The sequence below is a fragment of the Streptomyces sp. 11-1-2 genome (genome assembly GCF_003595545.1).
GTDB classification, from domain to species: Bacteria; Actinomycetota; Actinomycetes; order Streptomycetales; family Streptomycetaceae; genus Streptomyces; species Streptomyces hygroscopicus_B.
Genome location: NZ_CP022545.1, coordinates 3,411,417 through 3,426,094 on the forward strand (window position 1 = coordinate 3,411,417; position 14,678 = coordinate 3,426,094).

Below are 14,678 nucleotides of genomic sequence, written 5' to 3' on the forward strand. Positions count from 1 at the left end.
GGCAATCACCCGGCCAGGCAGGACGCCCCCAACAGCACCTTGAGATCGCCGAAGAGCGCCGGGTCGGCGGTGACGCGGTGCCGGTCGAGCCGCAGCACGGTGGTCTTCCGCGCCCCCTGGAGCTTGATCCGCACCTCGGTGGCGCCGCGGTGGTGGGTGAGCACCTCGCCCAGCTTCTCGACCAGCGGCGGCGTGACCTTGACCGTGGGAATGGTGATCGTCACGGGCGCGTTGGCCGATGCCTCGGAGAGATCGGGGACCATCAGCTCCATGGCGACCAGCCGGGGCACGTCCTCGCGCTTGTCGAGGCGGCCCTTGACGAAGACGACGGCGTCCTCGACGAGCTGGGTGGAGACCAGCTGATAGGTGGCCGGGAAGAACATGCACTCGATGGAGCCGGCCAGGTCCTCCACGGTGGCGATGGCCCAGGCGTTGCCCTGTTTGGTCATCTTGCGCTGCAGACCGGAGATGATGCCGCCGATGGTGACGATCGCGCCGTCCGCGTGCTCACCCCCGGTGAGCGCGGAGATCGCGGCGTCCGCCTTCTCGTTCAGCACATGCTCGATGCCGAACAGCGGATGATCGGAGACATACAGGCCCAGCATCTCCCGCTCCTGGGCCAGCAGATAGGTCTTCTCCCATTCGACGTCCGAGAACTCGACGTCGAGGCCGAAGCCCGGCCCCTCGCCGTCCCCGCCGTCACCGGCCATGCCGCCGAAGAGGTCGAACTGCCCCTCGGCCTCCTTGCGCTTGACCGCGACCACATTGTCGATCAGCGCCTCGTAGTGCGCCGTGAGCCCCTTACGGGTGTGGCCCATCTCGTCGAACGCGCCCGCCTTGATCAGCGATTCCGTGGTGCGCTTGTTGCACACGACCGCCTCGACCTTGTCCAGGTAGTCCGGGAACGAGGCGTACTTCCCCTTGGCCTTACGGCCACGGATGATCGCTTCCACCACGTTCTGACCGACGTTCCGGACCGCCGTGAGACCGAAGAGGATCACATCATCACCCTGAGCGGTGAAGTTGGCCTCGGACTCATTGACGTTCGGCGGCAGCACCTTGATGCCCATACGACGGCACTCGTTCAGATAGACCGCCGACTTGTCCTTGTCGTCACGCACCGAGGTGAGCAGCGCCGCCATGTACTCGGCGGGGTAGTTGGCCTTGAGATACGCGGTCCAGTAGGTGACCAGGCCGTACGCGGAGGAGTGCGCCTTGTTGAACGCGTATCCGGCGAACGGGACCAGGACGTCCCACACGGCCTGGATGGCCTCGTCGGAGTAGCCGCGCTCCCGGCAGCCCTTCTGGAAGGGTACGAACTCCTTGTCCAGGACCTCCTGCTTCTTCTTGCCCATCGCACGGCGGAGCAGGTCGGCCTGGCCGAGCGAATAGCCCGCGAGCACCTGGGCGGCCTTCTGCACCTGCTCCTGGTACACGATGAGGCCGTAGGTGATGCCCAGGACCTCCTTGAGCGGCTCCTCCAGCTCGGGGTGGATCGGGGTGATCTCCTGCTGCCCGTTCTTCCGCAGCGCGTAGTTGATATGCGAGTTCATGCCCATCGGGCCCGGCCGGTAGAGGGCCGAGACGGCGGAAATGTCCTCGAAGTTGTCGGGCTTCATCATGCGCAGCAGGGAACGCATGGGGCCGCCGTCGAACTGGAAGACGCCGAGGGTGTCACCGCGGCAGAGCAGTTCGAAGGTCTTGGGGTCGTCCAGGGACAGATCGAGCATCTTCAGGTCGATGCCCTTGTTGGCGCGCACCATCTTGACGGCGTCGTCCATGATGGTGAGGTTGCGCAGGCCCAGGAAGTCCATCTTCAGCAGGCCCAGCGACTCACAGGTGGGGTAGTCCCACTGGGTCACGACCTGGCCGTCGTTCTTCGGCGAGAAGACCGGGACATGGTCGGTCACCGTCTCGCTCGACATGATCACGCCGGCGGCGTGCACACCCATCTGGCGCACCAGGCCCTCGATACCGCGCGCGGTGTCGATGACCTTCTTCACATCCGGCTCGTTCTCATACATCCCGCGCACCTCGCCCGCCTCGCTGTAGCGGGGGTGCTTCTCATCGGTGATGCCGGAGAGCGGGATGCCCTTGCCGAGGACGTCGGCGGGCATGGCCTTGGTGATGCGGTCGCCCATCGCGTACGGATAGCCCAGCACGCGGGCCGAGTCCTTGATGGCGTTCTTGGCCTTGATGGTGCCGTAGGTGCCGATCTGGGCGACCTTGTCGTGGCCGTATTTCTCGGTGACGTACCGGATGACCTCACCGCGCCGACGCTCGTCGAAGTCGATGTCGACGTCGGGCATGGACACACGCTCGGGGTTGAGGAACCGCTCGAAGATCAGCCCGTGCTCGACCGGGTCGAGGTCGGTGATGCCCATCGCGTACGAGACGATCGAACCGGCCGCGGAGCCTCGGCCGGGGCCGACCGCGATGCCGTTGTTCTTCGCCCACATGATGAAGTCGGCGACCACGAGGAAGTAGCCCGGGAACCCCATCTGGATGATGACGTCCATCTCGTACTCGGCCAGCTTCTGACGGTCCTCGGGGACGCCGCCGGGGAAGCGGCGGGCCATCCCCTTGCGGACCTCCTCCTGGAACCAGGTGACCTCGGTGTACCCCTCGGGGACGTCGAACCGCGGCATCAGGTCACGCTTTTCGAACCATCCGGTGGCGTCGATCTGCTCGGCGACCAGCAGGGTGTTGCGGCAGCCCTCCTGCCAGGCGTCCGAGGAGTCGATGGCGTACATCTCCTCCGTGGACTTCAGGTAGTAGCCGGTGCCGTCGAAGCGGAAGCGGTCGGGGTCGGAGAGGTTCTTGCCGGTCTGGACGCACAGCAGCGCGTCATGGGCCACGGACTCGCGGGAGTACGTGTAGTGCGAGTCGTTGGTGACCAGCGGCGGGATGTCCAGCTTCTTGCCGATCTCCAGCAGCCCGTCCCGGACCCGGCGCTCGATCTCGATGCCGTGGTCCATCAGCTCCAGGAAATACCGGTCCTTGCCGAAGATGTCCTGGTACTCGGAGGCGGCCTTGAGCGCCTCGTCGAACTGGCCGAGCCGGAGCCGGGTCTGCAGTTCGCCCGAGGGACAGCCGGTGGAGGCGATCAGGCCCTCGGACCACTGGGCGATGGTCTCCTTGTCCATCCGCGGCCACTTGACGAAATAGCCCTCCATATAGGCGTCGGAGGAGAGCCGGAAGAGGTTGTGCAGACCGGTCTTGTTCGACGCCCAGATGGTCTTGTGGGTATAACCACCGGAACCGGAGACGTCATCGCGCTTCTGATGCGGCTGGCCCCACTGGACACGCCGCTTGTAGCGCCGCGACTCGGGCGCCACATACGCCTCGATCCCGATGATCGGCGTGACCCCCGCGCCCGTCGCCTGCTGGTAGAAGTCGTACGCGCCGTGGAGGTTGCCATGGTCGGTCATGGCGATGTGGGTCATGCCCATCTCGTTGCACGCGTTGAACATGTCCTTGAGCCGCGCCGCACCGTCCAGCAGCGAGTACTGGGTATGGACATGCAGGTGCGTGAAGGGCGGCTTGGTCACGGTGGAAGACCTCCGGCGAACAATCGATGACGGCAGGGCGAGACAGCTCCGAAGGTTACCCCTCCGCACTGACACCAGCCGGGCACTCACGAGTAGCCTCAGGCGTTGATCCCGACGGGTCATCCGGTCTTCCGTCGCGCCCGGCGCGACGGAACATACCCTGTCGTATCTGCCACACCGATCACATCTCTCATGCCCCAGGAGGCGTTCCGCGATGCCGAACCAGCAGACCCAGGCGGAACAGCGCGGCGAGCACATCCTCGCCGTATTCGACACCGCCTTCGGCGAGCTGCTCGCCGCCGACCCGGCCGCCTTCCGCGTCAAGTTCCGGAAGATGGCCGCCTCGGCGTTCGCGTTCTACCGCGGCACCGCCTGTCTGTTCTATTCCGATGTGGAGCGGGAGCGCGCCGGCGGGCCGTACCTGGACGACCGCACCAGCCGGGTGTGGATCCACGGTGACCTCCACGCCGAGAACTTCGGCACCTACATGGACGCCAACGGCCGGCTGATCTTCAATGTGAACGACTTCGACGAGGCGTACGTCGGCCCCTTCACCTGGGACCTGAAGCGCTTCGCCGCCTCCGTGGCGCTCATCGGCTACACCAAGGCGCTCAGCGACGACAAGATCACCGAGCTGGTGCGGACGTACGCCGGCGCCTACCGCGAGCGCGTTCACGCCCTGGCCACCGGCGCCAAGAACGACGAGGTGCCGCCCTTCACCCTGGAGACCGCCGAGGGCCCGCTGCTGGACGCGCTGCGTGACGCCCGCTCGCTGACCCGCTTCGGGCTGCTGGACTCGATGACCGAGATCCGCGACTTCGAGCGCCGCTTCACGGCCGGCGGCGGGTCCATCGAGCTGGACGCGGCCACCCGCTACAAGGTCCTGGCCGCCTTCGACGGCTATCTGGAGACGCTCCCCGAGTCCAGTCTCTCGCGCCCGGACTCCTACCGCGTCAAGGACGTCGTGGGCCGCCGGGGCATCGGCATCGGCAGCGCCGGGCTCCCCTCGTACAACATCCTTCTGGAGGGCAACAGCGACGCCCTGGAGAACGATGTGGTGATCTACATGAAGCAGGGGCAGACCCCGGCGGTCTCCCGGCACATCACCGACGAGCAGGTGCGGTCGTACTTCCACCACGAGGGCCACCGCACGGTGATCTCCCAGCGCGCGCTGCAGGCCCACGCCGACCCGTGGCTGGGCTGGACCGAGCTGGACGGGGCGGGGCAGCTGGTCGCCGAGGTGTCGCCGTACGCGGTGGACCTCGACTGGTCCGACATCGACGACCCGGCCGAGATCGCGGCGGTCGTGGCCGACCTGGGGCGGGCCACGGCCACCATGCACGCGGCCGCCGACGACCAGAGCGGCCACTCGCTGGTGCCGTTCTCCACCGAGCGCGCCATCGACGCGGTGATCGCCGCCGACGAGGACGGCTTCGCCGACCTCATGGTGGACTTCGCGCACTCTTACGGTGCCCGCGCCCGGGCCGACCACCAGATCTTCGTGGACCTCTTCCGCAACGGCCGCATCCCCGGCCTCTGACCGCCACCCGGGCCTCTGATCGTCACGCCGGCCCCTGATCGTCCCCCGGCCATGGCCGAGGTCTGCTCGCCCCTCTATCGTTACCGGTCATGTGGCCTGGACAGCAGCCGCCGGGGGGCGAGCAGAACCCGCAGCAGAACCCGTACCAGCAGCCGGAGCAGCAGCCGGAGCACCCGCAGCCGGCTCATCCGCCGCCTCCGGCCCAGCCCCCGGGCTTCCCGCCCGGTCCCCCGCCGCCCGGCCCGGGCGGCGGGCCCTGGGGTGGCGCTCCCGCCCCGGCGGACCCGCGGCGTAAGGCCGGCCTTACGGCCGTCATCGCGGTGGCGGCCGCCGCCGCGGTGGTCGCGGGCGTTCTCGTGGTCACGGATGACGACAAGGGCTCCCGGGGCGGCTCGTCAGATGATGTCGTCCAGGGCCCGCCGGGAGCGCCGGGCTCCGGCGACTCGGGCGGTTCCGGTAGCCCGGACGGCTCCGGTGGCTCGGAGGGCCCGGGAAATCTCGTCACGCCCGCCCACAGCTCCGGGCCGAGCGGTACCACCGTCGTGATCGGCGAGGCCGATGCCGGGCACACCCTCGACGTCTACGAGGACCTGCGCTGCCCGCCGTGCGCCACCTTCGAACAGGAGGTCGGGCCGACCATCGCCAAGGACATCAAGGCCGGTAAGTACAAGGTTTCGTTCCACTTCGCCGCCATCCTCGACAAGAACATGGGCGGCAGCGGCTCCGCGAACGCCCTGAGCGCCCTCGGTGCGGCCCTGGACGTGAGCACCGACACCTTCCTCGACTACAAGGCCGCCCTGATGTCGTCGAAGAACCACCCCGAGGAGAGCAAGGACTCCTACGCCGACGACAGCCGTCTGCTGGCCGTCTCCCAGGAGGTGTACGCGCTCAAGACGGACGCCTCCTTCCGGGAGGCTCTGCGCGTGGGCACCTACGACCCCTGGGCGAAGAAGATGATCGCCGACTTCGACGCCTCCGGGGTGAACAGCACCCCCGCCGTCAAGCTCGACGGCTCCCAGCTCACCGGCAGCGGCGGCTCCACCCCGATGACCGCGACGGAGTTCACGGAAGCGGTGAACAAGCAGGTCAAGGGCGGTTAGCCGACGCCGGGGCCGATTCTTCACATGGTCCCTACAGCCGTTCATGGCAGAATTCGAAGTCATGGACGGCACCGGACCGCAGCTCAGGGCAGTGCGCGCGGCGCTCTTCACGGCGCTGTGCGTCACGCTGTCCTCGGCTTCGCATGTCCTGCTGTCGCGGACCCCGCTGCCGCTGGGCACTGTCGCCGCGCTCTCGGTGGCCGTCTTCGCCGTCGCGTACGCCCTCGCGGGCCGGGAGCGGGGCTTCTGGTCCATAGCCGCCCTGCTGATCCCGCTGGAGCTGGCCGCCGACACGATCTTCACCACCGGCCAGCAGGCGTGTTACGGACCGTCCGGCGGCCCCGTGGCGGGCTCCCTGCGCTCCATGGGGGTCACCGTGCTGTGCGGCGGCGGCGATCTCGGCAGTCCGCTGCCCGGGATCTCCCAGAACGGGGTCGGCACCCCGCTGGCCGCCACCGTGAGCTCCGCCACCCCCTGGCTGCTGCTCGCCGCGCATATCGCGGTGGGTCTGATCGCCTCGGCCTGGCTGCGGCGCGGCGAGGCCGCCCTGAGCCGTTTGCTGGCCTCCCTGGCCGCCTTCGCCTTCCGGCCGCTGCTGCTGGCCGTCGCGGTCCACGCCGCGGCCCTGCGGCCCCGTCGTCGCCCGGCCCCGCGATCCGTACGGCCGGTGTGCCCGGCTCCGGCGCTCCCTCTCCTCGTGCACTCCGTGGTGCGTCGTGGACCGCCCTGCTCGGCCGCTGCCTGAGCACAGCGATCCACACCCCCGTACGCCTCACTGACGACGCACACCCACGGAGATCGATCCATCATGAGCAATCGCAACAACCAGCAGAACAAGCAGGCCGCGCGCGAACGGCTGCGCGCCGAGCGTGAGCGCCAGGCCAAGAAGGACCGCACGCGGCGCCAGTTGTTCGTCGGCGGCGCGGTCGTCGCGGTCCTCGCGATAGCCGGCGGCATCGGCTACGCCGTCACCAACATGGACTCGTCGGACGACGCCAACCAGAAGTGGCGGGCGGCGGCCGAGAAGAAGTCGTTCGCGAAGCCTGCCAACGCCACCGGCTCCCAGGGCACGACGGTCGTCATCGGCGACAAGAAGGCCAAGAACACCCTGCACGTCTACGAGGACATGCGCTGCCCGGTCTGTGCCCAGTTCGAGAAGTTCACCGGCCCGACCGTGCTCAAGGACATCAAGGACGGCACCTACAAGGCGCAGTTCACCATGGGCACCTTCCTCGACGACAACAAGCAGATGCCCGGCGCCGGCTCGAAGAACGCGCTGAGCGCGCTCGGCGCGGCCCTCAACGTCAGCCCGCAGGCGTTCCTGGACTACAAGGCGGCCCTGTACGCGCCGAAGAACCACCCGCAGGAGACCGATGACGCCTTCGCGAACGACCAGAAGCTGATCGACATCGCCCAGCAGGTCAAGGAGCTGAAGGGCAACACGGCCTTCGAGAAGGCCGTGAAGAACGGCACCTACGACCGGTGGGCGCTGGCCATGTCCAAGTCGTTCAACGACACCAAGGACGTCGACGCCACCCCGGCCTTCAAGCTCAACGGGAAGAAGCTGGAGGTGGGCGGGAACCCGCCGATGACCCCGGACCAGTTCACCCCGCTCGTCAAGCAGGCCCTCAAGAAGTAACGTCCGGCCCTTCCCGGCCGAGTCGGCGGGCGTGCCCCCGGGGCGCGCCCGCCGACGGCGTTATGGCCCGGCGACGAGGGCAGCGGCAGCGGTGACCCGGCAGCCGCGGTGGTGACCTCACGCCCACGACGGTGGTGACCTGGCGGCGACGGGTGGGCGAACATCCCCCAAGCCCCCTGTCCCCGCCCGCTACTTGTCAGTAATGTCCTCGGCCGTGACCGACCTCCACATCTCGCGCCGCAGCGCCGTCACGGCCGCGGCGGCTGCCGCCGCCCTGCTGCCCCTCGTCCCCGGACCCGCCGCCCACGCCGGCTCCGGGCCCGCCTTTCTGCACGGCATCGCCTCGGGTGACCCGCTGCCCGACGGGGTCCTGCTGTGGACCCGTATCACGCCCTTCCCCGACGCCGTGCCCGGTTCGGGGCGCGGCCCGGCCATCGAGGTGACCTGGGAGGTCGCCGAGGACCGGGACTTCCGCTCGGTCGTCGCCCGTGGCACCGTCAAGGCCGCCGCCGGCACCGACCACACCGTCAAGGCCGATGTGCGCGGGCTGCGGCCCGCCACCGACTACTTCTACCGCTTCGGCGTGGACGGCGGCGTCCGCTCCCTCGTGGGGCGCACCCGCACCACCCCCGCGCACGACGCCGCGGCCGACGGGGTCCGCTTCGGCGTGGTCTCCTGCGCCAACTGGGAGGCGGGCTGGTTCTCCCCGTACCGCCATCTGGCGGCCCGTACCGACCTGGACGCGGTGCTCCATCTCGGTGACTACATCTACGAGTACAAGAGCGGCGAATACCCGGAGGCGAAGGGCGTGGTCCGCCCGCACGCCCCCACCCACGAGATCGTCACGCTCGCCGACTACCGCGTCCGGCACGGGAACTACAAGACCGACCCCGACGCCCAGGCGCTGCACGCCGCGCTCCCCCTGATCGCGATATGGGACGACCACGAGTTCGCCAACGACGCCTGGTCCGGCGGGGCGGAGAACCACACCCCCGGTACCGAGGGGGCATGGGCCCAGCGGGTGGCCGCCGCCAAGCAGGCGTACTTCGAGTGGATGCCGGTGCGCCCCTCCACCCAGGGCACCACCTACCGGCGGCTGCGCTACGGCACCCTCGCCGATCTCCATCTGCTCGATCTGCGTTCGTTCCGCTCCCAGCAGGCGGCCACCGGCAGCGGCGATGTGGACGACCCGGAGCGCACCCTGACCGGCCGCGCCCAGCTCGACTGGCTGAAGTCGGGTCTGACCGCCTCGGACACCACCTGGCGGCTGGTGGGCAACTCGGTGATGATCTCACCGGTCGCCTTCGGGGCCCTCCCCGCCGAGCTGCTGGGCCCGCTCGCCGAGCTGCTGGGGCTGCCCAAGGGCGGCCTGGCCATCAACACCGACCAGTGGGACGGCTATACGGACGACCGGCGCGAGCTGCTCGCCCACCTCACCGACCACGCGATCGGCAACACGGTCTTCCTCACCGGTGACATCCATATGGCGTGGGCCAACGACGTACCGGTGAAGGCCGCCACCTATCCGCTCTCCCGGTCGGCCGCGACCGAGTTCGTGGTCACCTCGGTCACCTCGGACAACCTCGACGATCTGCTCCATGTGGCACCGCACACGGTGTCCTTGGCCGCGGCGGCCGCGATCAGTGTCGCCAACCGCCATGTGAAGTGGGTGGACATGGACTCGCACGGCTACGGCGTGCTCGATGTCACTCCCCAGCGGGCCCAGATGGACTACTACACCGTCTCCGACAAGACCGATCGCAACGCCACGACCGCCTGGGCGCGGTCGTACCGCACCCAGGCGGGCAGCCAGCGGGTCGAGCGCGCCGACGCACCGGTGCGCTGACGCACCCGTGCGCTGACGCGGCGGTTCACAGACGGTTCACGGGCTCAGAGGCCAACCAGGAAGCCGAGCGCCACCCGCCAGGTGGCCTCGGCGGCCTCCTTGTCGTAGTCCGGCAGCTCGGGGTCGGTGAAGATGTGCCCGGCCCCGGCGTAGCGGAAGACCTCCACATCGGCACCGGCCCGCCGCATCCGCAGATACCAGGCATTGAGCCAGTCGTGTGGCTCGAACGGGTCGGGATCGGCCACATGCAGCTGCACCGGCAGCTCATCGACCGTGGTGTCGTCGGCGATGTCCGAGGTGCCGTGCAGCAGAAGCAGTCCGCGCGCCTTGTCGTCGGCCAGCGCCAGATTCTGCGCCAGCGCGCCGCCGAGCGAGAAGCCGGCGTAGACCAGCCCGCGGTCCGAGTACGGCGCGGCGGCGGTGATGGCCCGTTTCAGCAGCTCGTCGCGGCCGATCCGCTCCTTGATCACCATGCCGTCCTCGACGGTTTCGGCGGTCTGCCCCTCGTACAGGTCCGGCACGACCACCTCATGCCCGGCCGCACGCAGTCGGTCGGCCGCCTCCTGTACGGCGGGCCGCAGCCCGTACGCGGAGTGGAACAGAACAATCGTCGAGGTATCGGCCACCGCTGTCACTTTCCTTTCCGTGGATCGCCCCCTCCCATCGTGCCAGTCGCGGTCTGAGGACACCCGATCCGGGGAAGGCGGGACAGGACACCCGGAGTCTCCCTGAGGGAAGGATGAGGTAGGTGTCCATGGAGGACGTACTGCGTCCGCTCGTCGTCATCGGCGGATCACTGGCCATCACGCTGTTCATCGGCTGGGCCGTCGACTGGCTGCTGCGGAGGGTCGATGCCCGGCACCCCGAGACCCCCTTGTGGGGCCATCTGCGCCGCTGCCGGCTTCCGCTGCAGGTGACCGTGTGCACGGCGCTGCTGAGCGGTTCGTACGACAAGACGCGGGCGAGGGTCGTCCAGGAGCATGAGTCGGCGGTCGGCCGGCTGCTCGCGCTGGTGCTGATCGCGGCCACGGCGTGGCTCGTGGTGCGGGTCTCGTCGGCCGTCGTGGAGTCCTCCTACTTCCGCTACGCCTCCAGCGCGCACGACGCCGCGCGGGTGCGCCGGGTGCGCACCCAGGTGACGCTGATCCAGCGGGTGGTGGCCGCGATCGTCGGCGTGGTGGCGGTCTCCGCCATGCTGCTGACCTTCCCGGCGATGCGCACGGTCGGCACCTCCATGCTGGCCTCCGCCGGGATCCTCGGTGTGGTCGCCGGTGTCGCCGCCCAGTCCACGCTGGGAAACCTCTTCGCGGGGCTGCAGATCGCCTTCGGCGACATGGTGCGGATCGGCGACACGGTGGTGGTGGACGGCGAGTGGGGCACGGTCGAGGAGATCACGCTGACCTTCCTGTCCGTACGGACCTGGGACGAGCGCCGGATCACCATGCCGGTGTCGTACTTCACCAGCAAACCGTTCGAGAACTGGTCGCGGGGCGGCACCCAGAAGGTGGCCACCGTCCTCTTCCACCTCGACCACACGGCGCCGATCGAGGAGATGCGGGAGCGGCTGCGCGAGATCGTGCAGAAGTCCCCGGCCTGGGACGGCCGGGACTGGAACCTGGTGGTGACGGACACCACCCCGAGCACCATCGTGGTGCGGGCGCTCATCACGGCGCGGGACCCGGACGACGCCTGGACCGTGCGCTGTGAGGTGCGCGAGAAGATGATCACGTGGCTGCGGGACGCCCATCCCCACGCCCTGCCGCGCATCGCCACCGCCCCGGCGGCCCAGCCCCCGCCGGCAGGGCTGGAGCGCGAGCGGGGCCGTGAGTTCCACGACCGCCACGGCAGTCAGGACCGTCTCGCCCGCTTCGAGGACGGGCTCCGTAAGGACGCCCCGCACACACGGTGAGGGCACCGTCGGACCGCTACAACGGCCGTCGCATCGCGCGGTGGGGGATGCCGCTGCCCTCGTCGAACTCGGGGCCGAACGCCTCGTAGCCCAGCCGCTCGTAGAAGCCGAGCGCATGGGTCTGGGACTCCAGATAGACCTCGGCCAGGCCGCGCCGGTGGGCCTCCGCCTCGACGGCCCGGACCAGGTCGGCCCCCAGCCCCGTGCCCCGCGCGACCTTGGCCACCGCGAGGCGGCCGAGAACGGCGGTGGTGGCGCCGTCGACACCGGCGTGGGCGTACTTCTTGTCCGCGGCGGCGCCGTGCAGAAAGCGCGCGGTGCCCACCGGGCGGCCCGCGCCGTCGGTGGCCAGGAGGTGGACGGCGTACGCGTCGTACGCGTCCATCTCCTCCTCCTCGGGGATCCGCTGCTCCACCACGAAGACCTCCCGGCGGACCGCGAAGCAGCCGGACAGATCCCCGTCGGCCACGACCTCGATCACGCGCTCTCGGCCTTCACGATGTCCAGCGCCCCGCGCAGATCGTCGGGGTAGGCGCTCTCGAACTCGACCCACTCGCCGTGCGCGGGGTGCTCGAAGCCGAGCCGCATGGCGTGCAGCCACTGCCGGGTCAGCTTCAGCCGCTTGGCGAGCGTCGGGTCCGCACCGTAGGTGAGGTCGCCGACACAGGGGTGGCGGTGGGCCGCCATATGCACCCGGATCTGGTGGGTGCGGCCGGTCTCCAGCTTGATGTCCAGCAGGCTCGCGGCCCGGAACGCCTCGATGAGGTCGTAGTGGGTGACGCTCGGCTTGCCGTCCGCCGTCACCGCCCACTTGTAGTCGTGCTGCGGATGGCGCCCGATCGGGGCGTCGATGGTGCCGCTCAGCGGGTCCGGGTGGCCCTGGACCAGCGCGTGGTAGCGCTTGTCCACGGTGCGCTCGCGGAAGGCCTGCTTGAGCACGGAGTACGCGAGCTCGGACTTGGCGACGACCATGAGCCCGGAGGTGCCGACGTCCAGCCGGTGCACGATGCCCTGGCGCTCGGCGGCGCCCGAGGTGGAGACGCGGAAGCCGGCGGCCGCGAGCCCGCCGATCACGGTGGGGCCGGTCCAGCCGGGGCTGGGGTGGGCGGCGACGCCGACCGGCTTGGAGACGACCACGATGTCCTCGTCGTCGTGCACGATCTCCATGCCCTCGACGGGTTCGGCCACAACCCGCACCGGCGGCGCGGCCTGCGGCAACTCGACCTCGAGCCAGGCACCCCCGGAGACCCGGTCGGACTTCCCGGCCACGGCGCCGTCGAGCTGCACCTTTCCGGCGGCGGCCAGCTCGGCCGCCTTGGTCCGGGAGAAGCCGAACATGCGGGCGATCGCGGCGTCGACGCGCTCGCCCTCCAGACCGTCCGGTACGGGCAGGGTGCGGATCTCGGGAATCGTACTCACCCGACGAGTATGCCGGACCGGAAGCACCGGTTCGTACGCCCGTCGGATACCGGCCGCCCGGCTCTCGTCAGTCCTTGTGGACCGTGCCGTCCGGGTCCAGACCGCGGAAGGACAGGATCACGATCAGGAAGCCGCCGCAGACGATGGCCGAGTCGGCGAGGTTGAAGACCGCGAAGTGGGAGGGCGCGATGAAGTCCACGACCGCTCCCTGGAAGTCTCCGGGCGCCCGGAAGATCCGGTCGGTGAGATTGCCGAAGGCGCCGCCGAGCAGCAGACCGAGCGCGATGGCCCAGGGCAGGCTGTGGAGCTTGCGGGCCAGCCGCGCGATCACCACGATGACGCCGACCGCGATCACCGTGAAGACGATGGTCATGGCCTCGCCGAAGCCGAAGGCCGCGCCCCGGTTGCGGATCACCTCGAACTGCAGCCAGGTGCCGATCACCTCGACCGGAGCGTGGTGCTCCAGCTTCGCGACCACGGCCAGCTTGCTGACCAGATCGATCAGATAGGCCAGCGCCGCGACCGTAAGGAGCACGCCGACGTGCCGCTTCCCCCTGCCCGCCGCGGCCTCATCGGCTCCGGCAGCGCTGGGCCCGGCACCCTCCTCTGCCTTCCCCGCATCCGGCGTACCGATGGCCTGCTCCGCCTCTGTCACGTGAGTCCCTCAACTCGTCCGGGCCAGTCTCCCCCTGTGAGGGACGAGGGTACGGCACATGCGTACGGGCGTCAGCGCCGCTCCTGGCGCTGCTTGCACTCGACGCACAGCGTGGCCCTGGGGAACGCCTGCATCCGGGCCTTGCCGATCGGATTGCCGCAGTTCTCGCACAGCCCGTAGGTCGCGGTGTCCAGCCGCTCCAGGGCCCGCTCGGTCTGCAGCAGCATCTCCCGGGCGTTTCCGGCCAGGGCCATCTCATGCTCGCGGGTGATGTTCTTGGTGCCGGTGTCGGCCTGGTCGTCGCCGGCGCCGTCGCCGGAGTCGCGCATCAGCCCGGTGATCGCCTGCTCGGAGGCGAGGATCTCGGCGCGCAGCCGTCCGGCCTCGGTCAGCAGCCCGGCGCGCGCCTCGTCCACCTCCTCGGCGGACCAGGGATCCTCGCCCGGGCGCACCGCGAGCTCGCTGGGGTCGGCGGGCGCGCCCGCCGCACGGGCCTTGGGCAAGGGGGATGCGGTCGTCGTGGCCTTCTTGTCGGTCGGCGCACCACCCGGAGTCTTCTTCGCAACCACTTTCCTGGCTCCCGTCTTCTTCGCGGGCACCGCCTTGTCGGCGGGCGCGGCCTTCCTGGCCGTGGTCCTACCGGCCGTGGCCCCGGCCACGGTCTCCTCGGCCACGCCCTCCTCGGCCGGCGCGACCGTCTCGGCGGATGCGTGGTTCCTGGTGGGCGTCTCCGAGTTCTTCCTCGGGGCGCTCTTCCTGGCCGCCTTGGCGGCGCCTTGCGCGGCGGCTCCGGCGGGCGCCGCGGTCTTGTTGTTGACGGCCTTCTTGCCCGAGGCGCTGTTCTTGCCGGGCGCGGCCTTCGTCGCCTTCGCCGTGCTCTTCTGCACAGCGGTCTTTCTCGCCACCATGGCCGCGGCCCCTTCACATATTGTGATCTTGCGCGCGAATCGTTCCGGAACGATAAATCGACTCCGGGCGGGCGGCAACGGGGCACGCCGCCCGATTCGCCCGGCTTGCCC

Annotated in this window: 12 protein-coding genes; 6 read left to right on the forward strand and 6 right to left on the reverse strand. The window is 69.6% G+C overall.

Annotation, left to right across the window (positions count from 1 at the left end; genetic code table 11):
• Positions 1–5 precede the first annotated feature (5 nt).
• On the reverse strand, positions 6–3,551 hold the full coding sequence (gene dnaE / locus CGL27_RS14385; protein WP_119987089.1) for a DNA polymerase III subunit alpha: 3,546 nt from the start codon (positions 3,549–3,551) through the stop codon (positions 6–8).
• Between the two features lie 214 nt (positions 3,552–3,765).
• On the opposite strand from dnaE, the gene CGL27_RS14390 reads away from it, so the two are divergent.
• From CGL27_RS14390 to CGL27_RS14410, 5 genes are all read left to right on the forward strand, one after another.
• Positions 3,766–5,091, forward strand: coding sequence for a DUF2252 domain-containing protein (locus CGL27_RS14390; protein WP_119987092.1), 1,326 nt, complete (start codon positions 3,766–3,768; stop codon positions 5,089–5,091).
• Between the two features lie 89 nt (positions 5,092–5,180).
• Positions 5,181–6,191 (forward strand): thioredoxin domain-containing protein, encoded by a 1,011-nt coding sequence (locus tag CGL27_RS14395; protein WP_119987095.1) that lies wholly within the window; start codon positions 5,181–5,183, stop codon positions 6,189–6,191.
• Positions 6,192–6,234: 43 nt separating this feature from the next.
• The gene (locus CGL27_RS14400) at positions 6,235–6,936 is read left to right on the forward strand and encodes a hypothetical protein (RefSeq protein WP_119987097.1); all 702 of its coding nucleotides are present in this window, start codon (positions 6,235–6,237) and stop codon (positions 6,934–6,936) included.
• A gap of 63 nt (positions 6,937–6,999) precedes the next feature.
• Complete coding sequence (locus CGL27_RS14405; protein ID WP_119987100.1) at positions 7,000–7,830, forward strand: thioredoxin domain-containing protein; 831 nt, start codon at positions 7,000–7,002, stop codon at positions 7,828–7,830.
• Between the two features lie 202 nt (positions 7,831–8,032).
• A complete protein-coding gene (locus CGL27_RS14410) occupies positions 8,033–9,676 on the forward strand; it encodes an alkaline phosphatase D family protein (RefSeq protein ID WP_205587691.1) in 1,644 nt (547 codons plus the stop codon).
• Positions 9,677–9,720: 44 nt separating this feature from the next.
• On the opposite strand, the gene CGL27_RS14415 is transcribed toward CGL27_RS14410, so the two are convergent.
• Positions 9,721–10,311, reverse strand: coding sequence for a dienelactone hydrolase family protein (locus tag CGL27_RS14415; RefSeq protein WP_119987106.1), 591 nt, complete (start codon positions 10,309–10,311; stop codon positions 9,721–9,723).
• Positions 10,312–10,430: 119 nt separating this feature from the next.
• Here CGL27_RS14415 and CGL27_RS14420 point away from each other — a divergent pair, with 119 nt between their 5' ends.
• The gene (locus CGL27_RS14420; RefSeq protein WP_119987109.1) at positions 10,431–11,585 is read left to right on the forward strand and encodes a mechanosensitive ion channel domain-containing protein; all 1,155 of its coding nucleotides are present in this window, start codon (positions 10,431–10,433) and stop codon (positions 11,583–11,585) included.
• Positions 11,586–11,601: 16 nt separating this feature from the next.
• Here the strand turns inward: CGL27_RS14420 and CGL27_RS14425 are convergent, their stop codons facing one another.
• The 4 genes from CGL27_RS14425 to CGL27_RS14440 all read right to left on the reverse strand — a co-directional run bounded on the left by CGL27_RS14425 (position 11,602) and on the right by CGL27_RS14440 (position 14,567).
• Positions 11,602–12,066 (reverse strand): GNAT family N-acetyltransferase, encoded by a 465-nt coding sequence (locus tag CGL27_RS14425; protein ID WP_119987112.1) that lies wholly within the window; start codon positions 12,064–12,066, stop codon positions 11,602–11,604.
• Positions 12,063–13,004, reverse strand: coding sequence for an RluA family pseudouridine synthase (locus tag CGL27_RS14430; protein WP_078640916.1), 942 nt, complete (start codon positions 13,002–13,004; stop codon positions 12,063–12,065). The genes CGL27_RS14425 and CGL27_RS14430 overlap by 4 nt, the downstream gene beginning before the upstream one ends.
• A 67-nt stretch (positions 13,005–13,071) precedes the next feature.
• Positions 13,072–13,659 (reverse strand): signal peptidase II, encoded by a 588-nt coding sequence (lspA, locus tag CGL27_RS14435; RefSeq protein ID WP_078640917.1) that lies wholly within the window; start codon positions 13,657–13,659, stop codon positions 13,072–13,074.
• Positions 13,660–13,730: 71 nt separating this feature from the next.
• On the reverse strand, positions 13,731–14,567 hold the full coding sequence (locus tag CGL27_RS14440; protein WP_119987115.1) for a TraR/DksA family transcriptional regulator: 837 nt from the start codon (positions 14,565–14,567) through the stop codon (positions 13,731–13,733).
• Positions 14,568–14,678: the final 111 nt, after the last annotated feature.

Coding starts and splice junctions, on each gene's coding strand:
- CGL27_RS14390 (WP_119987092.1), top strand. CDS start 3,766: ATGCCGAACCAGCAGACCCAGGCGGAACAGCGCGGCGAGCACATCCTC.
- CGL27_RS14395 (WP_119987095.1), top strand. CDS start 5,181: ATGTGGCCTGGACAGCAGCCGCCGGGGGGCGAGCAGAACCCGCAGCAG.
- CGL27_RS14400 (WP_119987097.1), top strand. CDS start 6,235: ATGGCAGAATTCGAAGTCATGGACGGCACCGGACCGCAGCTCAGGGCA.
- CGL27_RS14405 (WP_119987100.1), top strand. CDS start 7,000: ATGAGCAATCGCAACAACCAGCAGAACAAGCAGGCCGCGCGCGAACGG.
- CGL27_RS14410 (WP_205587691.1), top strand. CDS start 8,033: ATGTCCTCGGCCGTGACCGACCTCCACATCTCGCGCCGCAGCGCCGTC.
- CGL27_RS14420 (WP_119987109.1), top strand. CDS start 10,431: ATGGAGGACGTACTGCGTCCGCTCGTCGTCATCGGCGGATCACTGGCC.
- CGL27_RS14440 (WP_119987115.1), bottom strand. CDS start 14,567: ATGGTGGCGAGAAAGACCGCTGTGCAGAAGAGCACGGCGAAGGCGACG.